The following is a 20,595-nucleotide window of genomic DNA, read 5'->3' as shown; positions in this document are numbered from 1 at the left end:
TGTCACGGCCGGACGTCATGCTCGCCCATTGCCAGCGCGACCGCCTGCTCGCCGCTGCCCATGGCAAGGGTCCAGCCGAGCATGCCGTGGCCAACGTTGCAGGTCAGCCCTTCGCCGGCATCGGCAATGATCGGCACCGAGTCCGGGGTGGAGGGGCGCAGGCCGGCCCATTGGCCGTGGATCGCGGTGTAATCGGCCGCTTCCGGGAGCGACTCGCGAGCCAGCGCCAGGAACTGCTCGAATCGCCCGGGATCAATTGCCGGATCCCAGTCGTTGATATCCGCCATGCCGGCGACGCGGATGTGGTCGCCAAGCCGGCAGAACACCAGTTTGCGTGCGGTGTCCGTAATGCTGGCAAGCGGGGCCCGCGGCCCGCAGGGTGCGGTGAGCGAACAGCCCTTGATCGCCATCAGTGGCAGGCGGACGCCCAGGGGCCGCAGCAGGGCGGCGCTGTCCACGCCGGCGCATACGATCAGCCGCCGGGCCCGGGCCGCATCGCCTTCCCGTGAGCGCAGCAGCCAGCCCCGGCCATCGCGCCGAATCGATGCGGTGTCGAAGCCGAACCGGGTCTGCACCGGATACCCGCCGCACAGGATGTCCAGCAGCCCGGCTGCAAACCGCCACGGGTCGCCGACCTCTTCCTGCGGTGAATGCACCGCGCCGTGGAGCCCGGCTACCTGGGCCAGCGCCGGTTCGATGTCGACGGCCTCGCGCGGATCCAGGAGCTGCTGCTCCACGCCGTGCGGGCGCTTGAGTTCAATCATCGCCGCCCCGGCCCGCAGCGCGGCATCGCTGAAATACAGGTGCAGCTTGCCGGCCATGTGGTGCCGGAAGTCGATCGGATGCCTGTCCAGCAGCTCCCGCATCCTCTGCTGCGAGACCTTGGCCAGGGCCAGGGCGCGCAGCGTATTGCGCCGCATCCTGGCACCGGTGGCGTTGGTCAGCAGGGATAGCCCCCACGGCCAGATCCGCGGGTTGCCAGCGAGCCGGAGCCGGAACGCCGGGTCACTCCCGGCCAGCAGCCCGGGAATCTGTTTCCACAGGCCGGGACCGGCCATGGCGTCGGTATAGGCGTAACTGAGCTGGGCTCCGTTGGCGAACGACGCGCCCAGCGCGGGTCCATGCGCGCGATCCACGATCTCCACCGACAGCCCCCGCCGGGCTGCCGCCCAGGCGGTGGCCATGCCGACCACGCCTGCTCCTAGGACGGTGACATCACAGGACGGGGCGGGTGTTTCCATTCGGGCTGCTCTTTTCGGACGTTCGGGTGGTGGATACGGTGCCTTCGCGGCGCGGATCGGCAGCGCCATGAAGGACGCCGCCGCGCAGCTGCACGCCGTGCAGGCCGGAGTCTTCCCCGCTGCCGGAACGTACAGGGACGCCCAGCGCCTCCAGCGAGCCGAGTAGGGCGGGATCGAAGGCATCCGCCTCGCCGTTGAAGCGGTCGCCGCGGGCGACCAGATTGGGCAGTTGGATGGCCTCGTCCAGCCGCATGTTCCAGAACAGCCACCCGAGCAGGGCCTTGCCCACGTAGGCCGGGATCGCATTGCCGCCCGGTGAACCGATCGCGCCGGCAAAGCCGCCCTGGCTGTCGAGCACGATCACCGGCGACATCGATGAGCGCGGCCGCTTGGCCGGCGCCAGTGCGTTGGCCGCAGCGCCGCCCGGTTGCCAGGAGAAATCGGTGAGCTGGTTGTTGAGCAGCATACCGCCGACCACCCGGCCCGAGCCGAAGTAGGACTCGATCGTGGTGGTCATGGAAACGGCGTTGCCCCATCCGTCAACCACGACGAAGTGGCTGGTGCCGGAAGGTTCCGTGGTGTGGTCGTCCGCGTTGGCCGGCGCGCCGGCGGGCTGGCCGGGCCGGTAACCACCCCGGGTGGCGCGGTTGCCGATCAGGCTGACGCGGCGATCCAGGTAATCCGGCTCCAGCATGCCGTCCAGGGGCACTTCCACGAAATCCGGATCACCGACGTAATGGTCGCGATCGGCGTACATCAGCCGGCTGGCCTCGGCGAAGGTCAGCCAGGCCACCGGGTCGTCGGCCTGGCGCCGGGCGATGTCGGACTTTTCCAGCAGCAGCAGGAGCTGCAGCAGTCCCACGCCGCTCGATGGCGGGGGTGGTACGCAGACCACGTGGGCGCGGATGGCCCTGCACAGGGGCGCGGTCTTTTCCGCCTGGTAGCCGGCCAGGTCCGCCGCCTGCATCGGCGATGCGCCTGGCGGCTGCCGGACGCGCTCCAGGATGGCCGTGGCCAGCGATCCGGCCTGCAGCGCCGCGGCGCCGTTTGCGGCAACCTGTTCCAGACTGCCTGCATAGGCGGGATTGCGCATCACCTCACCGGCGCGCAGCGGCCTGCCGTCCGGGTGCGAGAACAGGGCGGTGACGTCCGCTGCCGAGGCCTGCGGGAAGTCGCCGCTGATGTGCCGGGCCATGCGCGGGGTGACGGTGAAGCCCCGGCGCGCGGTATCCATGGAGGCCTGGAAAAGGCCCTGCCACGGCAGCCGGCCATGATCCGCGTGGGCGGCCTCCAGCGCCGGCAGCACGCCGGGAACGCCGGTGGCGGCACCCGTCAACATGGCCTGTGAGCGCGGCAGCGGGCTCCCGGACGAGTCCAGGAACAGCGAAGCATCGGCGGCGGCGGGTGAGCGTTCGCGCCCGATATAGGCGTCGACCTTTCCGTCCCGGGCCCGGTAGTGGAGCAGGAACGCGCCACCGGCGAGCCCCGAGCTCTGCGGTTCCACCAGTCCCAGCATGGCCTGTACCGCAATAGCGGCATCGATTGCGCTGCCGCCGCGTTCAAGTACTTCCACCCCGGCCTGCGTGGCCAGCGGATGCGCGCTGCTGACCATGCCCTGGCCCGTGGTGGTTCCGGCCTCGGGCTTTGCGGCCGGTGGAACCACCGTGGTGCATGCCGCAAGCACGGATCCGAAGATTGCGGCGAGTGCCGTATGCGCAGGCCTCCTGCGCGGAATGTGAATGGCGATTGGACGCCTCCTTGCAAGCGGAACAGGCGCGGCTTCCGAATGCTGGAAGCGAGTGTGCCGAGGTTAACGCGGCGCTTCCGCTGGCAGGGGTGATTTTGGTTCCGACGGGCACAACCGTGGGTTATGGGTGCCCATAACCTGGAGGCATGTGCTGCCTCAGCATTGATGGGGGACACGCGCCGCCTGCTTATGCATGGTGATTGGCAAGCATCCCCTGGGAGGAGGGACCCATGGTCTGGAGCGTGGCCCGCCGAGGTGCGGTGTTCGTCGCGGGCTGCCTGTTGGCGCTCTCATTCGCGGTGCCGGCGCAGACCCGGCAGCTGCTCAATTACGAGGCCATCCACAAGCCGGAGTCGGGAACGGCCGGCATGGTGGTCAGCCAGAACGAGGCGGCCAGCCGGGCCGGCGCCCAGATCCTGCGCGAAGGCGGCAACGCGGTCGACGCCGCGGTGGCGACCGCGTTCGTGCTGGCGGTGACCCTGCCCCGCGCCGGCAATATCGGCGGCGACGGGTTCATGCTGCTCCACCTGGCCGACGAGGATCGCTACACGGCGATCGACTACCGCTCGGCGGCGCCGGCGCTGGCGACGCTGGACGCCTACGTTGGCGACGACGGCGAGCTTGAAGGCCATTCGGCGGGCATCCGCGCGGCGGGGGTCCCGGGCACGGTGGCAGGCCTTGCGCTGGCTCATGAAAAGTATGGCCGCCTGCCCTGGAAACGGCTGCTGGAACCCGCGATCGCGATGGCCGAGGACGGCATCGTGCTGACTGCCGACGAGGCGTTCGCACTGGATTGGGGCCGGGAGCGGCTTGCCCGCAGCCAGGCCGGGGCCGAAGTCTTCCTGCATCCGGACGGGCAGGCGCTGCGGGCGGGCGAACGACTGGTGCAATCCGACCTGGCCTGGACGCTGCGCCGGATTGCCGAGCATGGCGGGGACGACTTCTATCGCGGCCGGATCGCCGAGCGTCTGGATGCGGGCATGCGCGAACACGGCGGGCTGCTGCGCAAGGAAGACCTGGCGGCCTACCGGGCGATCGAGCGGGACCCGCTGCGCAGCACCTATCGCGACGTGGAGGTGGTGACCATGCCGCCCGCCAGCGGCGGCGGCGCCGGTATCGTCGGCACCCTCAACGTGCTCGAGCGCTTCGACCTGGCGTCCATGGGCGCCGGTTCGGCCGACGCGCTGCACCTGTTCGCCGAGGCCAGCAAGCTGTCCTGGCGTGACCGGCTGGCCCACGTTGGCGATACCGGCTTTCTCGAAGTGCCGCTGCGCGGGCTGGTGGCCAAGGGCTATGCGGCCGGGCGTGCGGGCCGTATCAGCATGGATCGCGCCACGCCGGCGGCGGACGTGGAGGCGGGCGACCCCTGGGCACATGAAGGGCCTGAAACCACCCACTTCTCGGTCGTGGATACCGACGGCAACGTGGTCAGCAACACCTATACGATCGGCGCCGACTTCGGGTCGGGGGTGATGATCGAGGGCACCGGCTTCCTGCTGGGCAACCTGATCGGCAACTTCTCCCTGCGCGCGCAGCTGGATGCGCGGCGCGAAGGCCGCCCGGAGCCACCCAATGCCATGCAGCCCGGGCGGCGACCGGTTTCGAGCATGGCCCCGACAATGCTGGTGCGCGACGGCCGGCCCTGGCTGGTGACCGGCAGTCCCGGCGGCAACACCATCCCCGGCACCGTCGTGCAGACGATCATCAACGTGGTCGACTTCGGCATGAACGTCGCCGAAGCCACGATGGCGCCGCGGGTGCACCAGCACATGTCCGGCAAGGGCACGCTCCAGGTCGAGCGCGGGCTGAGTCCGGACACGCTGCGGCTGCTTGAAGGCCGCGGCCATGACATTTCTTCCGGCCAGACGATCGGCAGTACCCAGATGCTGCTGATCGGGCCTGCCCAGGTTGAAGGAGCAGCCGACCCGCGCAGGCCCGGGGCGGCGGTCATTGAGCAGTAGCAGCGGCACGACCGCTGGACAACAACCGCGCGCTGGCGTGGTCACGACAAGAAAACACATGATTCGTGGGAGCGAAGACATATGAAGACGTATCGGAGAACCGTACTTGCAGCGGTCGTGGGGGCGATCATTGCCGGCGCCCCGGCTTTGGCGCAGACCCGGCAGGCAGCCGACCCTGAGGCTCCGCCTCCGGCGGACGGCCCTGCCCAGCCGTCGGCCGACGACCAGGATGCGGCCAGGCGCATTTCCGAACTCGACCAGGTCGTCGTGGTTGGCAGCCGCTTTGCCGGCAACAGCGAAGCGGGCATGGTCCCGGTCGCGGTGATGGACCAGGAGGAGATCGAAGCCACCGGCGCGGACTCCGGCGAGGAGTTGCTGCGCAGCCTGCCGCAGGTGGGCGACATGATGTTCGACAACAGCGACACGGCAGCCAACCTCAATGCCGCGCGCGGCGACATCGGCTCCATCAACCTGCGCAACCTGGGTACCGGCAATACCCTGCTGCTGGTCAACGGCCGGCGCATGGTCCCGCATCCGGGCACCCAGACCGAGGCCCTGGTTCCGCGCCAGACCGGCAACATCAACGCCATCCCGCTGTGGGGCGTTAGGCAGATGGAGGTGCTGATGGGCGGCGCCTCGGCGCTGTACGGCTCCGACGCGGTGGCCGGCGTGCTGAACGTGGTAATGGACACCCACTTCCAGGGCCTGGAGGTGCAGGCCCAGTACGGCGGCTCGGAAAACATCGACCTGCGCCGGGGAAACTTCAACTTCAAGGCCGGCCGCTGGTTCAACGATGGACGCACGCGGGTGACCCTGCTTGGCGGGCATACCTACCGGTCCGAGGTGCCGGCGAGTGAACATCCGCAAACGGCCAACGCCGATCACCGGCATCTGCTGGAGGGAACGGCGTTCGAGGGCCACACCGCGTTCGACGACCGCCTGACCACCACGCCCTGGGCCGCATTCCAGACCCGCGACGGCAGGACGGTCTCGATGGACGGGGACCTGCTCACCAGTGCCACCGGCTACTTCCACATGCAGCCGCTCGAGCATCGCTGCCTGATGCAGATCAACGATGACGTGTGCATCCAGACCGGTGGGTTCAGCACCGAGCTGGATCGCCCGAGGCGTTTCAACCCGATGCACCAGCGCAACATCCTGGGCGGCGTGGGCCGGACCAACCTGTTCGGCACGATCGAGCAGGACATCAACGACAACTTCGTGGCCTTCGGCGAGTTCAGTTACTACCAGGCCAAGTTCGAAAGCATGCGCGAGCAGGCGGCGTCGCTGGGTTCGGCGCCGATGATCGTGCCCGCCTCCAACTACTACAACCCGTTTGGCGCGATGTACCTGCCGGACGGGTCGCTCAACCCCAACCGCCTGCCCGGCATCGATGCGCCGGAAGAAGGCCTTGACCTGCGCATCACCAGCTATCGCGCCACCGATACCTCGCGTCCCTACACCGTGGACGATGACTCCTACCGGGTGATGGCCGGCGTGCGCGGCTATCTGGGCAATTTCGACTGGGAAAGCGCGGTGCTGTATTCGCGTGCAACCACCGAGGACACCCAGCACGGATCGATCAGCAACACCCTGTTCGCTGAAGCGCTGGCGCGTTCCGATCCAGGCGCCTACAACCCCTTCAACGGCGGCGATCCGAACGACTGGTCGGGGCTCGACGCGACGCCCAGCGACCCCGACACCATTGCCAGCTTCACCGTGCCGGTGGTTCGCTACAGCACTGCGAGCCTGTTCCAGATCGACACCCGGTTCGTGAACGAGAGCATCTTCAGCATGCCCGCCGGTGACGTGGGTCTTGCCTTTGGTGCGGAGTGGCGTCGTGAAACGCTGAACGATGTGCGCGATCCGCGCTTCAACGGCGAGATCACCTATACCAACCCGATGACCGGAGCGATCACCAGCGATGTTCTGGGCGCCAGCCCGGCGGCCAGCAACTCCGGTGACCGCAACGTGGCCTCGTTCTACGCCGAGTTCGCGCTGCCGCTGGTATCGCCGCAGATGGGGATTCCGCTGGTACGCAGCCTTGACCTGCAGCTGGCCGGCCGCTGGGAGAACTATTCCGACTTCGGCTGGGTGTCCAACCCCAAGGTCGCGCTGGCATGGAACCTCAGCGATGACTTCATGGTGCGGGCCAACTGGGCGCAAAGCTTCCTGGCGCCCAATATCCTTCAGCTCTACGCCGAAGGGACCGTGGTCAGCAATACCCGCACCGACTACTACATGTGCGAGGCGGACCTGCGTGCCGGGCGCATCGAACGCTGGTCGCAGTGCGGCCGTGGATCCAGCACCCAGGCCGAGCGCAGTGGCAACCGCGACCTGCAGCCGGAGACCTCCGACGCGTATTCGGTCGGCTTCGTGTTCCAGCCGACCTTCCTGCCCGCGGCGGCTGGCCGCCTGTCCCTGACCGCCGACTACTGGGTGATCGAGCAGCAGGACGTGATCGGCATCCTGGGCGAGCAGGCGCAGCTGGCGCTGGACTACCTGGCGCGCATGCAGGGGTCCCACAACCCGAACGTGGTCAGGAACGATCCCGATGACACCCGGATCGAGGACTTCGTGGGCACCGGCCTGGATCCGGTCGGCACGGTCAGCGTGGTCAACGACCGCTACATCAACCGGCTGCCACGCACCACCCGCGGCCTTGACTTCGGCCTGAGCCACCGGATTCCCAGCGAGCGCGCGGGCACCTTCAATTACAGCGTCAATGCGTCCCGCCTGATCGAACGCACCCAGGACCCGGTGCCCGACGAACAGATGATCCTGGACGCGCAGGCGGCAGGCATCATCAACGACGGCTTCCGGCTGAGCAGCGCCGGCAACCTGCTGGGAATCAACGGATCGCCGGAGTGGCGGGCCACGGCGAACTTCTCGTGGCGCAAGGGTGACTGGCTCACCGGCACCCACGTGCGCTACGTGGGGGGGTTCGAGTCCAGCGGCGCGCTGGATGCCGATGGCAACCGCTTCCAGATCCCGAGCTGGACCACCGCGAACGTGTACGTGGAGCGTCGCTTCAATGGCCTGGGCAACTTCCTGGACGACTCCCGCATCCGGCTCACGGTACGCAACGTGACCGATCGCGATCCGCCGCTGTCGACCACGGCCACCGGTTTCTACTCCGGGTTGCACAACGTGCTGGGGCGCGGCTACTACCTGACCCTGACCAAGTCGTTCGACTGAACCCGGCCGCTCATGATGCCGGGCGGCACAAGCCGCCCGGCGTCACCGGCCAACGAGGGGAAGTGACATGAGAAGAAGCAACCGTGCGAGCCGCGCCCTGGTCCTGGGCGCGGCGTTTTTGCTGGCGTTGTCCGCGCCGGGTTTCACCGTCGCCGCGGACATCGGGGAAAAGCTCTCCGCGCTCATGGCCGAGCACGACGCCGTGGGCCTGGCGGTGGTGGTGGTGCGGGACAACGAAATCGTCTATCGCCAAAGCCTGGGCTGGAAGGACAGGCAGGCGCGCATCCCGCTCCAAGAGGACGACGTCTTCCGCATTGCGTCCATCTCCAAGTCGTTCGCGGCCACGTCGGTGATGCAGCTGGTGGAGCAGGACAGGCTGTCGCTGGATGACGACGTCGGAGGACTGCTTGGATTCCCGGTTCGCAACCCCGGCTTCCCCGACCGCGCGATCACCCTGCGGATGCTGCTCAACCATACCTCGTCGATCACAGACAGCCAGCGGTACGGCAGCCTGGACATCATCAACCCCGATGCCAATGACAGCTGGAGCGAAAGCTATTCGGAGTACGCCCCGGGGGAGCAGTACGAATACTCAAACCTGGGCTACAACATGGTTGGTGCGATCATCGAGCAGGCGTCGGGGCAGCGCTTCGACCGGTACGTGAAGGAGCACGTGCTCGAGCCGCTGGAACTCTACGGCGGGCACTGGCCGGATGCGTTGGACGCGGATCGCTTCGCCCGGATCTACCGCTACCGTGAAGGCGAGGGCTTCGTGCATTCTGAGGCGGCGTACGCGCCCCTGGGCGAAGGCCTGGTCGATTACCGGCTGGGCTACAGCGCGCCCATGTTCTCGCCCACCGGCGGCATGAAGATTTCCGCGCCGGACCTGGCCACGTACATGCTCATGCACATGAACCAGGGCGAGTGGGCGGGCGTGAGGATCATCAGCCAGGCGCACGCGGCCCTGATGCAGGCAGCCACCGTGCCGGTTGATGACAGCGCCCGCTACGGGCTCGGCCTGCGCACCGACAACAGCCTGGTCCCCGGCGTCACTCTGGTCGGCCACACCGGCTCCGCCTACGGGCTGTACAGCTCGATGTTCTTCGATGCGGACCGCAAGTACGGTTTCGTCGTGATCACCAACGGGGTGCGGGATCCGGACCTCCGGGCCGCCGTGAACCAGGCGCTGCACGCCCACTTCATCGGCCCGCTCAGCTCCAGAAATTGATGAACCCGGTGATGATCAGCGCGTTGGTGAAGTCGATGAAGAACGCGCCGACCAGGGGCGCCACCAGGAACGCGCGTGGCGCCGTGCCGTAGCGTTCGACCAGCGCGCGCATCACCGCCATCGCGTTGGCGGTGGTGCCCAGCATGAAGCCGATGAAGCCGCCGCCCATGATGGCGGCGTCGTAGTCCCGGCCCATGACCCGGTAGACCACGATGCAGAACGCCACCACCGCGCCCACCTGCAGGACCAGGTTCAGCACCAGCGGCAGCGCCAGCCCGGCCAGCTCCCAGAGCCTGAGGTTCATCAGGGCCACGGCCAGGAACAGCGCCAGGCAGACGTTGCCGATCAGGTCGGTGGTGGGCACCGAAAGCCCGACCCAGCCGGTGCGGTCGTCCAGGTTGCGGATCGCCGCGCCCACCAGCATCGCGCCCACGTAGGCGGGCAGGGTGATGCCGGTGGCGGAGATCCAGCCGCTCACCCAGGCGCCCACCCACATTGCGATTAGCAGGGTCACGATGGCCTTGAGTGCGTTGAACTCGCGGATCGCCTCGGTCTGGACCGGGCCGCCGGTTTCGATGTCCGGCGCCGCCGGGCGCGCCTGTTCGCGCGATGGCGACAGGTTGAAGCGGCGGATCAGCACGGTGATCGCCGGGCCGCCCACGATCCCGCCCAGCATGATGCCGGCCATCGCCGAGGCCACGGCGATCGACTCCGCGCCGGGCACGCCGGCCTCTTCGAACAGGGGCGCGAACGCCAGGCCCGTGGCCGGCCCACCGGTGAGCGTGGTCGATCCGGCCAGCACCCCGAACAGCGGGTGCAGGTCGAAGCCCACCGCCACCGCCATGCCCAGCAGGTTCTGGAACACCGCGAAACCGCTGGCCAGACCGAGGAAGATCATCACCTGGGTGCCGCTGATCCTGAGCAGCCGCAGGCTGGCGTTCATGCCGATCGTGGTGAAGAACGCGATCATCAGCGGTGTCTGCAGGCTGGTGTCGAGCACGAACAGCGTGGTGTCCCGGGTGTGGGCGATCCACACGGCGATGGCGAAGATCAGGCCGCCGACCACCGGCGGCGGCAGGTTGTACCTGCCCAGCACCGGTATCCATCGGCACAGGCCGTAGCCCAGGAACAGCGCGACGCCCGCAAGGGCGAGCGTCTGCACCGCATCAAGTTGCAGCATGGATGGGAACTCCTGTTGAAGGTCGGGCGGACGGCCTGCTCAGTCGCAGGTACCTGCAGGCGGTTGGTGGCGCAGTATGCGTCCCGGCAGCAGCGCATCCGCCGCCCGGCCGCGGTCGACCATGGCCGTCCCGTTGACGAACAGGTACTCCACGCCCCTGGACAGCACCGCCGGCTCCACGTAGGTCGCCGCGGGCGCGTAGCGGTCGGGATCGAGCACCACGACGTCGGCGTGGTATCCGGCCCGCAGATACCCGCGCTCCTCCAGGCCGAAGGTGTCCGCGGTCAGGCCGGTCGAGCGGTGGATGAAGGACTGCAGGTCGATCACGCCTTCCTCGACGACGAAGCGCTCGTACTTTTCCGGAAAGGTGGCGTACTGGCGTGGATGTCCGTCGCCGCCGTCGGAGGCCGTCAGCACCCACGGCTGGCGCATCAGTTCGGACACGTCATCGGCGTGCATGTTGAACGAAGCGATCTTGCGCGCTGAGCCGCTGGCGTCCGGCCCGCCATGGCGGATGATCCGCAGCGCGGCTTCCACCGGCTGCAGCTCCCAGGCCTCGGCCATCTGCGCGAGCGTCCTGCCCGACCAGGGCCAGCCCTCGCCGATCATCAGCACTGCGGCGGCGCCGCCGCGGCGGCGCAGGTTCTGCTCCATTTCGTCGCGGATACGATTTGCGGTGGCCGGCTCGTCGAGCCGGGTGAACAGCGCCTGGCGGCCCCCGTCCTGGGCCCAGCGCGGCAGCAGTGCGGCCTCGATGCCGGTGGCAGAGGCCAGCCACGGATACTGGTCGGCGGTCACGCGGATGCCTTCGGCACGCGCACGCCCGATGCGTTCGACAATCCTGCCGGCGCTGCCATGCACGTCCGTGCCCAGCGCCTTGATGTGGGCGATATGCACTGGGATCGCGGCGCGGCGGCCGATCTCAAGCGCTTCTTCAATTGAACCCATCAGGCCGATCGAATAACTGGATTCGTCCCGCTGGTGGGTGTCGTAGACGCCGCCGCGCAAGGCGGCTTCTTCGGCCAGCGCCACCACTTCGGCGGTGGTCGCAAAGCTCTGCGGAGCGTAGAACAGGCCGGTGGACAGTCCGATGGCGCCCTGGCACATCGCATCGGCCACCATGCCGCGCATCCGCGCCAGCTCGTCGGCGTCGGGGGCCCGGTCATCGTTGCCGAGCACCCGGCGCCTGACTGGCCCCAGGCCGACGTAGGCGGCAATGTTGGTGCCCACGCCGTGGCTCTGGAACCATTCGCGCTGTTCGGCGATGTCCGGCGTCCCGCCGCCATCGATGCCGATGAAAATCGTGCTCACGCCCTGGTGCAGCCACGGCAGGTTGCGCCGGATCAGCGGATCGGGGGAGCGGATGTGGCTGAACGGGTGGGTATGGGGGTCGATGAAACCCGGGGCCACCACCAGCCCGCGGGCGTCGATGGTGCGGGTGGCGCGGTAGCGACGGGCCAGGCCGGGGCCCACTTCGAGGATCCTGTCGCCGGCGATGGCCACGTCCGCCTCGCGCGCCGGGCTGTCACCGCCATCGAACAGGGTTCCGCCGATGATCAGGACGTCGGCGCTGGCGTCGGTGGGCAGGGGCTGGCCGCCGGAGCAGCCCGCAAGCAGCGCCAGGGCCGTCAGGCAGCCGGCAAGGCGGGTGATCGGCACCTGCTGGAAGGATCGGGACAAGCGGCTACCTCGCTGACCGGAGGGGCTCGCCAGAGGCGGGCCAGGGCGATGAGCCACCCATCTTCATCGCTGTCATCGCCGTTGGCCATTGAAATTGAGCCTGCCCTGCATAGCCCGGGGTTATGCATGTGCCGCCCGGGACGAATGGCGTAACCTGTATCCGAACCGGCTAGAATCGGGAGTCACCGCAAGCAGGCAACCAGCACAAAAAATGTCAGGCAACAAGTCCGGTACCAACGAATCCGCGGAGGAATTCCGCAGCGCCGCCCTGGACTACCACCGCCTGGCGCCGCCGGGGAAGATCAAGGTCGCGGCCACCAAGCCCATGCTCACCCAGCGCGACCTGTCGCTGGCCTATTCACCGGGCGTGGCCTACGCCTGCGAGGAAATCGCCGCCGACCCGCTCAAGGCCAGCGACTACACCGCCCGCGGCAATCTGGTGGCGGTGATCAGCAACGGCACCGCGGTGCTGGGCCTGGGCGACATCGGGCCGCTGGCCGGCAAGCCGGTGATGGAAGGCAAGGGCGTGCTGTTCCAGAAGTTCGCCGGCATCGACGTGTTCGACATCGAGGTCGACGAGCGGGATCCGGACAAGCTGGTCGAGATCATCGCCTCGCTGGAGCCGACCTTCGGCGGCATCAACCTGGAGGACATCAAGGCGCCCGAGTGCTTCATCGTCGAGCGCAAGCTGCGCGAGCGGATGAAGATCCCGGTCTTCCACGACGACCAGCACGGCACCGCGATCATCGTCGGCGCGGCGGTGATCAACGCGCTGGAGATCGCCGGCAAGAAGATCGAGGACGTGAAGCTGGCCACCACCGGCGCCGGCGCCGCGGGCATCGCCTGCCTGGACATGCTGGTGGCGCTGGGCATGAAGCCGGAGAACATCACCGCCTTCGACCGCGGCGGCGTGATCCATTCCGGCCGCGACGACCTGGACGAGGCCAAGCGGCGCTACGCGCGCGACACCGATCACCGCGAGCTGGCCCAGATCGTCGAGGGCGCGGACGTGTTCCTGGGCCTGTCGGCCGGCGGCATCCTCACTCCGGAGATGGTCGCCACGATGGCCGGCAAGCCGGTCATCCTGGCCCTGGCCAACCCGTATCCGGAAATCCTGCCAGAGCAGGCCCGGCAGGTGCGGCCGGACGCGATCATCGCCACCGGCCGTTCCGACTACCCCAACCAGGTCAACAACGCGCTCTGCTTCCCGTACATCTTCCGTGGCGCGCTGGACGTGGGCGCCACCGGCATCAACGAGGCCATGAAGCTGGCCTGCGTGCACGCCATCGCCGAGCTGGCCAAGGCCGAGGCCAGCGATCTGGGCAGCGCCTACGGCGACGAAATCCCCACCTTCGGGCCCGACTACCTCATCCCGCGGCCGTTCGACCAGCGCCTGCTGACCGTGCTGGCACCGGCGGTGGCCCAGGCCGCCATGGACTCGGGCGTGGCCCAGCGCCCGATCCCCGACATGGACGCCTACCGCGAGAAGCTCGGCCACTTCCTCACCCGCACCGCGCTGGTGATGAAGCCGGTATACGACCGCGCCCGCGGCGACCGCCAGCGCGTGGTCTATGCCGAGGGCGAGGAGGAAACCGTGCTGCGCGCCGTGCAGACGGTGGTGGACGAAGGCCTGGCGCACCCGATCCTGATCGGGCGGCCGGAGGTGATCGAAAACCGGATCGAAAAGCTCGGCCTGCGGCTGGAGCCGGGGCGCGACTTCGACCTGACCAACATCCACGACGACCCGCGCTTCCAGGACTACTGGCAGCAGTTCCATGCCATGAGCGAGCGGCGCGGGATCACCCCCGACTCGGCCAAGAACCTGATGCGCTCGCGGCCCGCGCTGATCGCCGCCATGATGGTCGAGCGCGGCGAGGCCGACGCGATGCTGTGCGGCATGGTCGGCCGCTACCACAAGAAGCTGAGTTACATCCGCGCGGTGCTGCCGCTCGAGCGCGGCGTGCAGTGCACCTCGGCCATGACCGGCGTGGTCAGCGACCGCGGCCTGTGGTTCTTCCTGGACACCCACGTGCAGGAGGATCCCACCGCCGAGCAGCTGGCCGAAGCCACCATCCAGGGCGCCTACCGGCTCAAGCTGTTCGGGATCGAACCCAAGGTCGCGCTGCTCTCGCACTCCAACTACGGCAGCCACTCCGGCCCCAGCGCGGTGAAGATGCGCCGGGTGCGCGAGATCCTCGCCGAGCGCGCGCCGAAGCTGGAGGTGGACGGTGAGATGATGCCCGACACCGCCTGGGACGAACCCCTGCGCCGGCGCATCTTCCCCAACAGCACGCTGTCCGGGGAGCCCAACCTGCTGGTGCTGCCCAACCTGGACGCGGCCAACATCACCTACAACATGGTGCGGGTGATGACCGACGGCGCCGCGCTGGGGCCGATCCTCATGGGCGTGGGTGCGCCGGCGCACATCATGACCCCCACCGCGACCCCGCGGCGGGTGATCAACATGACCGCGATCGCCGCGGTGGAAGCGCAGATCCGCAAGGCCCGCGGGACGCCGGGGGCGTAGCCCCGCCTAGCCGAGCAGGCGGCGGGCCAGCGCGGGCAGGGCCTGCAGGTCGTCCTTGGAGAGCACGCCGCCCACGCCCGGCAGCGGCTCGGGCAGGATTTCGGCGGGGCTGCCGGTGAGCAGCACGAACGGCAGCCGCGGATCGTGCGCGCGCACCAGCGCAAGCGCGTCCTCGCCGGAAAAGCCCGGCAGGTTGAGATCGGAGAGCACCAGCTGCGGCGCGAATGCGGCCAGCGCCTCGGCGACCGCCGCGGCCGACCAGGCGCGGCGGCATTCCACTTCCAGCCCGGCCTCGCGCAGGGCGATCTCGATCAGCTCCGCGTCGTCACGCGAGTCCTCGACCAGCAGCACCCGCCAGGGTGCGTGGGCAGGCTCCCGCGTGGCCATGGCGGTCAGTCGTCCCCGGGCGGCTCGTTGAGCACGGCCCAGAACCGGCCCAGCGTGCGCACCGCATCGAAGAACTGATCCACGTCCACCGGCTTGACCACGTAGGCGTTCACGCCCAGGTCCCAGCTGCGGGCCAGGTCGCTCTCCTCGCGCGAGGAGGACAGGATCACCACCGGCAGGTGGCCGAAGTCGCCGGCATTGCGCAGCTCGGTCAGCACCTCCAGCCCGTCCATGCGCGGCATCTTGATGTCCAGCAGCAGCACCGCCGGATCGCCGCCTTCGCGGTTTTCATAGCGTCCGCGCCGGTACAGGTAGTCCAGCGCCTCCACGCCGTCCTCCACGTGCACGATCGGGTTGGCAAGGTTGGCGTCGCGCAGGGCGTCGATCGCCATTTCCGCGTCGTGGGGGCTGTCTTCAGCCAGCAGGATGGTGCGCACTAGGGTCATGTCCTGGATTCCGGATTGGTCTGGATCTCGCCAGCGGCGGGAAGTATGAAGTGGAACGTGGCGCCCTTGCCAGGTTCTGATTCTGCCCAGATCCGGCCGCCGTGGCGACCCAGCACCCGGCGCACGCTGGCCAGGCCGATGCCGGTGCCGGGGAACTCGCTGGGCGCATGCAGGCGCTGGAACACGCCGAACAGCTTGCCGGCGTATTTCATGTCGAACCCGGCGCCGTTGTCGGCCACGCTGAAATGGTGGCTGCCGTCTTCGCGCAGGGCGTGGGCGATGGCGATGCGCGAGGGATTGGAGCCGACGCTGTACTTGACCGCGTTGCCCAGCAGGTTCAGCCACACCTGGCGCAGCATGTTCTCGTCGCCCACCACCACCGGCATCTGCTGGATGTCCCACTCGATCTCGCGGTCGGGATCCTCCTCGAGGGCGTTGGAGTCCAGCAGCGCGCGGGTGTCGTTGACCATGGACTGCACGTCCACCATCTGCAGCCGCAGGGCGCTGCGGCCCAGGCGCGAATACACCAGCAGGTCGTCGATCAGCGAGGACATCCGCTTGGCCGACTCGGAGATCACGTTGATGTAGTGGCCGGCCTTGTCGTCGGCCTGGTCGCCCAGGTGCTTGCCCAGCTTGTCGGCGAAGCCGGCGATGTGCCGCAGCGGCGCGCGCAGGTCGTGCGAGACCGAGTAGCTGAACGCCTCCAGCTCGCGGTTCACGTCCGACACCTGCTCGACCTTGCCCTCCAGCTGGCGGTTGAGCTCGCGGATCTGCCGCTCCTGGATCACCTGCGGGCTGATGTCGGCCGCCGTCAGCAGCACCGCGTGGTCGTCGCTGTCGGGCAGCGACATGCGCCGGGCGGACAGCAGCATCACCCGCTCGACGTCGTCGGCGGTGCGCTGGCTGACCTGGAAGTCCCACAGCTCGCGGTCGCGCGCGAGCACGTCGGTCAGCCGCCGCAGCACGCCCGGCTCGTCCCAGGCGCCGCCGCCGAAGGCGGTCAGCGGCTCGCCGCGGCTGTCCTCCTCCACGCCGTACAGCTCGGCAAACGCGGCGTTGTACATCAGCACCCGGTTGGACTCGTCCAGCAGCGCGATCGGCTCGCGCACGGTGTCGAGCATCACCGTGGCCCGGCCGCTGGCCAGGCGCGAATCGCGCTCGGCGCTGACCCGGCGCACGCCCTCGCGCAGTCCGTACACCGCCAGCAGGGCCAGCAGCGCCAGCTGCAGGGCCAGCCCGGCCCCGCTGACCAGGCGCGCCCGGCGCTCGGCCGCGCGGGCTTCGGCCCGGCGCTGGTCCAGCACCTGCTGCTCCTCCGCGCTGATCTGGTCGACCAGGTCGTGGATGGGAAAGCGCGTGAGCATGCGCTCCACGTCCGCCGCGGTCAGCGCGACCCCGGTATCCAGCGACCGGTAGACCTCGGCCATGCGCAGCCGGAGCATGGTGCGCAGTTCCCCCAGCAGGCGCTGCTGGACCGGATGGTCGCGGGTCAGTTCGTCCAGCCGGTCCAGGTTGGGTCCGATCCGTGGCCGGCTGTATTCGATCCGCTCGCGCAGCAGCTCCAGGTCCACGCCGAACGCCTGGCCCAGCGCCGCCGATTCGGTGTTGCGCACGTCCGAGGCCAGCCAGGCGATTTCGGCCTCCACCTCGTGGGCGTGCACCAGTGCCTCCTGGGCGCGGGTGCTGGCGCGCGAAGCTATGGCGTTGAGCGCGAACGGGACGATTACGATGACCACGATCGCCACGATCAGGCCGGGCAGGCGGTACCTGGCCGTGGCGTCGCTGGCATCAGTGGCGGCAATGGGCATCGGGCAATCCTGACATCCTGCGCGCCGGGACTCCATCCCGGGCCGCGCGGCCCGCGGATCCGCGGCGAATAACCGCCGAATCATCCGCGCGCGCCGTGAAGCCGTGGTGAAGCCTGCCGTTTGCAGCGGTTTCATCCCGGCGCGGCCCGGCCGTGGACCCGCGCCGCCTGCGGCCGGCGCGGGCCCGCCTGCTAGAATCGGGTTCCCGATATCCCGGGATTTATCCCCCGATTTCACAACGGCCGGCGGCGTGGCCGCGAGCGGAGTGCAAAGCAATGAACTGGTTGAACGACGTGCTGGAAAACGACCCCGACCCTGCGGAGACCCGCGAGTGGATGGAGTCGATCAAGGCGGTCATCGACGCCGCCGGGCCGGAGCGCGCGCACCACCTGCTCGAGAACATGGTCGAGCTGACCCGCCGCGCCGGCGCCCACCTGCCGTTCGCCCCGACCACCGAGTACATCAACACCATTCCGCCGCACCTTGAGCCGAAGATGCCGGGCGACTCGGCGATGGAGTGGAAGATCCGCTCGCTGATCCGCTGGAACGCGATGGCCATGGTGGTGCGGGCCAACCGCAAGCCGGGCGACCTGGGCGGGCACATCGCCAGCTTCGCCAGCGCGGCCACCCTGTACGACGTGGGCTTCAACCACTTCTGGCGCGGGCCCGAGGGCGAGCACCCGGGCGACATGATCGGCATCCAGGGCCACAGTTCGCCGGGCATCTACGCCCGCTCGTTCCTCGAGGGACGCCTGAGCGAGGATCAGCTGGACAACTTCCGCATGGAAGTGGACGGCCGCGGCATCGCCTCCTATCCGCATCCGTGGCTGATGCCGGACTACTGGCAGTTCCCCACCGTGTCGATGGGCCTGGGCCCGATCGCCGCCATCTACCAGGCGCGCAACTGGAAGTACCTGGAGGCGCGCGGACTGATGCCGAAGACCGACCGCAAGGTGTGGTGCTTCCTGGGCGACGGCGAGACCGACGAGCCCGAGAGCCTGGGCGCGATCTCGGTGGCCGGGCGCGAGGGCCTGGACAACCTGGTGTTCGTGATCAACTGCAACCTGCAGCGCCTGGACGGCCCGGTGCGCGGCAACGGCAAGATCATCCAGGAGCTGGAGGGCCAGTTCCGCGGCGCCGGCTGGAACGTGCTCAAGCTGGTCTGGGGCAGCTACTGGGATCCGCTGCTGGCCAGGGACAGGGACGGCATGCTGCGGCGGCTGATGATGGAGACCGTCGACGGCGAGTACCAGAACTGCAAGGCCTTCGGCGGCGCGTACACGCGCGAGCACTTCTTCGGCAAGTACCCGGAGACCGCCAACCTGGTGGCCAACCTGTCCGACGAGGACATCTGGCGCCTGAACCGCGGCGGCCACGACCCGCACAAGGTCTACGCCGCCTACCAGTCGGCGATGGACACCAAGGGCATGCCCACCGTGATCCTGGCCAAGACGGTCAAGGGTTACGGCATGGGCAGCGCCGGCGAGGCGCTCAACCCGACCCACCAGACCAAGAAGATGGACGACGAGGCGGTGCGCGCGTTCCGCGACCGCTTCAACGTGCCGATCGACGACGACCAGCTCAAGGACGGCGCGGTGCCGTTCTACCACCCGGGCAAGGACTCGGAGGAAGCGCAGTACATGCGCGAGCGGCGCGAGGCGCTGGGCGGGTTCCTGCCGCAGCGCCGCGCCAAGGCCAGCCAGCCGCTGCCGGCGCCGAAGCTGGAGGTGTTCGAGCGCCTGCTCAAGGACACCGGCGAGCGCGAGATCAGCACCACCATGGCGTTCGTGCAGTCGCTTGGCATCGTGCTGCGCGACAAGCAGGTGGCGCCGCGGGTGGTGCCGATCGTGGCCGATGAGGCCCGCACCTTCGGCATGGAAGGCCTGTTCCGCCAGATCGGCATCTACGCGCCGCAGGGCCAGAAGTACAAGCCGGTCGACCGCGACCAGCTGATGTACTACCGCGAGGACGCCGCCGGGCAGGTGCTGCAGGAAGGCATCACCGAGGCCGGTGCCTTCGCCAGCTGGATGGCCGCGGCCACCAGCTACAGCACCAACGACCTGCAGCTGCTGCCGTTCTTCATCTTCTACTCGATGTTCGGCTTCCAGCGCGTGGGCGATGCCGCCTGGCAGGCAGCCGACATGCGCTCGCGCGGCTTCCTGCTCGGCGCCACCGCCGGGCGCACCACGCTCAACGGCGAGGGCCTGCAGCACGAGGACGGCCACAGCCACCTGCTGGCAGGCGCGATCCCCAACTGCCGCAGCTACGACCCCACCTTCGCCCACGAGGTGGCGGTGATCATGCAGCACGGCATGAAGCGCATGCTCGAAGAGCAGGTGGACGAGTACTACTACATCACCCTGATGAACGAGAACTACGGCCACCCGGGCATGCCAGAGGGCGCCGAAGAGGGAATCATCAAGGGCATGTACCTGCTCAAGGATGCGGGCAAGCCGAAGAAGGGCGAGCTGCGGGTGCAGCTGCTGGGCAGCGGCACGATCCTGCGCGAGGTGATGGCCGCCGCCGAGCTGCTGGATCGCGACTTCGGCGTCACCGCCGACATCTGGTCGTGCCCCAGCTTCAGCGAGCTGCGCCGCGACGGCTTCGACGCCGAGCGCTGGAACCGCTTCAACCCGGAGGCGAAGAAGCCGCGCAAGGCCTACGTCACCGGGCTGCTGGAAGACCACCAGGGGCCGGCGATCGCCGCCACCGACTACGTGCGCGCCTATGCCGACCAGATCCGCGCCTTCGTGCCGATGATCTATACGGTGCTGGGCACGGACGGTTTCGGCCGCTCGGACACCCGCGCCAACCTGCGCAGGCACTTCGAGGTCGACCGCTTCCACATCGCCCACGCCGCGATCGAGGCGCTGGCGAAGGACGGCAAGATGACGCCGAAGGACGTTTCGCGCGCGATCAAGCTCTACAAGATCGATACCGACCGGCCGAACCCTTTGGAAGCGTAATCGGCCGTTCGTCACAAAGACGGCTCGCTGGACGCGCAGTTCTTGCGTCCCAAACGCTGAGATGCTATTTGAACAACTTGCCTGTACTTCCCGCGGGGGTGATTAGTGAACAGGGCAACAAAGGCGAAATCCGTAGATGATGCCGAAAAAATGATCGCGAAGCTTCTCAGGGAGCGACAAGCAACGCAAGCATTTAATGGCACTTTGCGTATAAACCTGGATAAAG

12 protein-coding genes are annotated in these 20,595 nt (G+C 68.5%); 5 read left to right on the top strand and 7 right to left on the bottom strand.

Going from position 1 to position 20,595, the window contains the following annotated elements; all coding sequences use genetic code 11:
- Positions 1-2: 2 nt before the first annotated feature.
- Together ACOZ90_RS08085 and ACOZ90_RS08080 are read right to left on the bottom strand one after the other, a co-directional pair.
- Positions 3-1,241 carry an FAD-dependent oxidoreductase gene (locus ACOZ90_RS08085; RefSeq protein WP_422893145.1) on the bottom strand — a complete coding sequence of 413 codons (1,239 nt, stop codon included), beginning with the start codon at positions 1,239-1,241 and terminating at the stop codon, positions 3-5.
- Positions 1,216-2,925 (bottom strand): gamma-glutamyltransferase family protein, encoded by a 1,710-nt coding sequence (locus tag ACOZ90_RS08080; protein ID WP_422893144.1) that lies wholly within the window; start codon positions 2,923-2,925, stop codon positions 1,216-1,218. The genes ACOZ90_RS08085 and ACOZ90_RS08080 overlap by 26 nt, the downstream gene beginning before the upstream one ends.
- A 293-nt stretch (positions 2,926-3,218) precedes the next feature.
- On the opposite strand from ACOZ90_RS08080, the gene ggt reads away from it, so the two are divergent.
- From ggt to ACOZ90_RS08065, 3 genes are all read left to right on the top strand, one after another.
- A complete protein-coding gene (gene ggt, locus ACOZ90_RS08075; RefSeq protein ID WP_422893143.1) occupies positions 3,219-4,949 on the top strand; it encodes a gamma-glutamyltransferase in 1,731 nt (576 codons plus the stop codon).
- Between the two features lie 81 nt (positions 4,950-5,030).
- Positions 5,031-8,147 (top strand): TonB-dependent receptor domain-containing protein, encoded by a 3,117-nt coding sequence (locus ACOZ90_RS08070; protein WP_422893142.1) that lies wholly within the window; start codon positions 5,031-5,033, stop codon positions 8,145-8,147.
- 67 nt (positions 8,148-8,214) lie between these two features.
- A complete protein-coding gene (locus ACOZ90_RS08065; protein WP_422893141.1) occupies positions 8,215-9,375 on the top strand; it encodes a serine hydrolase domain-containing protein in 1,161 nt (386 codons plus the stop codon).
- Here the strand turns inward: ACOZ90_RS08065 and gltS are convergent.
- Entirely contained in the window at positions 9,359-10,555 is a 1,197-nt protein-coding gene (gene gltS, locus ACOZ90_RS08060) for a sodium/glutamate symporter (protein WP_422893140.1), read from the bottom strand. The two genes, ACOZ90_RS08065 and gltS, sit on opposite strands and share 17 nt — an antisense overlap.
- A gap of 39 nt (positions 10,556-10,594) precedes the next feature.
- Positions 10,595-12,235 (bottom strand): N-acyl-D-amino-acid deacylase family protein, encoded by a 1,641-nt coding sequence (locus tag ACOZ90_RS08055; protein WP_422893139.1) that lies wholly within the window; start codon positions 12,233-12,235, stop codon positions 10,595-10,597.
- Between the two features lie 211 nt (positions 12,236-12,446).
- Here ACOZ90_RS08055 and ACOZ90_RS08050 point away from each other — a divergent pair, with 211 nt between their 5' ends.
- The gene (locus tag ACOZ90_RS08050) at positions 12,447-14,762 is read left to right on the top strand and encodes an NADP-dependent malic enzyme (protein WP_422893138.1); all 2,316 of its coding nucleotides are present in this window, start codon (positions 12,447-12,449) and stop codon (positions 14,760-14,762) included.
- Between the two features lie 6 nt (positions 14,763-14,768).
- On the opposite strand, the gene ACOZ90_RS08045 is transcribed toward ACOZ90_RS08050, so the two are convergent.
- The 3 genes from ACOZ90_RS08045 to ACOZ90_RS08035 are packed head-to-tail and all read right to left on the bottom strand — an operon-like array spanning position 14,769 to position 17,403.
- Positions 14,769-15,149 (bottom strand): response regulator, encoded by a 381-nt coding sequence (locus tag ACOZ90_RS08045; RefSeq protein WP_422893137.1) that lies wholly within the window; start codon positions 15,147-15,149, stop codon positions 14,769-14,771.
- Between the two features lie 5 nt (positions 15,150-15,154).
- Positions 15,155-15,595: a response regulator gene (locus ACOZ90_RS08040; RefSeq protein WP_422893136.1), complete on the bottom strand. Its 441-nt coding sequence runs from the start codon at positions 15,593-15,595 to the stop codon at positions 15,155-15,157.
- Positions 15,592-17,403 carry a sensor histidine kinase gene (locus tag ACOZ90_RS08035; RefSeq protein WP_422893135.1) on the bottom strand — a complete coding sequence of 604 codons (1,812 nt, stop codon included), beginning with the start codon at positions 17,401-17,403 and terminating at the stop codon, positions 15,592-15,594. The genes ACOZ90_RS08040 and ACOZ90_RS08035 overlap by 4 nt, the downstream gene beginning before the upstream one ends.
- Positions 17,404-17,678: 275 nt before the next feature.
- Here ACOZ90_RS08035 and aceE point away from each other — a divergent pair, with 275 nt between their 5' ends.
- Positions 17,679-20,369 (top strand): pyruvate dehydrogenase (acetyl-transferring), homodimeric type, encoded by a 2,691-nt coding sequence (gene aceE, locus ACOZ90_RS08030; protein ID WP_422893134.1) that lies wholly within the window; start codon positions 17,679-17,681, stop codon positions 20,367-20,369.
- The last annotated feature ends 226 nt before the right edge of the window (positions 20,370-20,595 follow it).

It is taken from the genome of Luteimonas dalianensis (genome assembly GCF_049339425.1).
In the GTDB taxonomy this organism is placed as follows: Bacteria; Pseudomonadota; Gammaproteobacteria; order Xanthomonadales; family Xanthomonadaceae; genus Luteimonas; species Luteimonas dalianensis.
This window is presented reverse-complemented; position numbering and strand designations above follow the sequence as displayed.

Excerpts from the sequence above, each read along its gene's own strand:
- ACOZ90_RS08035 (WP_422893135.1), bottom strand. The coding sequence starts at position 17,403 with ATGCCCATTGCCGCCACTGATGCCAGCGACGCCACGGCCAGGTACCGC.
- gltS (WP_422893140.1), bottom strand. The coding sequence starts at position 10,555 with ATGCTGCAACTTGATGCGGTGCAGACGCTCGCCCTTGCGGGCGTCGCG.
- ACOZ90_RS08085 (WP_422893145.1), bottom strand. The coding sequence starts at position 1,241 with ATGGAAACACCCGCCCCGTCCTGTGATGTCACCGTCCTAGGAGCAGGC.
- ACOZ90_RS08050 (WP_422893138.1), top strand. The coding sequence starts at position 12,447 with ATGTCAGGCAACAAGTCCGGTACCAACGAATCCGCGGAGGAATTCCGC.
- ACOZ90_RS08065 (WP_422893141.1), top strand. The coding sequence starts at position 8,215 with ATGAGAAGAAGCAACCGTGCGAGCCGCGCCCTGGTCCTGGGCGCGGCG.
- aceE (WP_422893134.1), top strand. The coding sequence starts at position 17,679 with ATGAACTGGTTGAACGACGTGCTGGAAAACGACCCCGACCCTGCGGAG.
- ggt (WP_422893143.1), top strand. The coding sequence starts at position 3,219 with ATGGTCTGGAGCGTGGCCCGCCGAGGTGCGGTGTTCGTCGCGGGCTGC.
- ACOZ90_RS08045 (WP_422893137.1), bottom strand. The coding sequence starts at position 15,149 with ATGGCCACGCGGGAGCCTGCCCACGCACCCTGGCGGGTGCTGCTGGTC.
- ACOZ90_RS08040 (WP_422893136.1), bottom strand. The coding sequence starts at position 15,595 with ATGACCCTAGTGCGCACCATCCTGCTGGCTGAAGACAGCCCCCACGAC.
- ACOZ90_RS08070 (WP_422893142.1), top strand. The coding sequence starts at position 5,031 with ATGAAGACGTATCGGAGAACCGTACTTGCAGCGGTCGTGGGGGCGATC.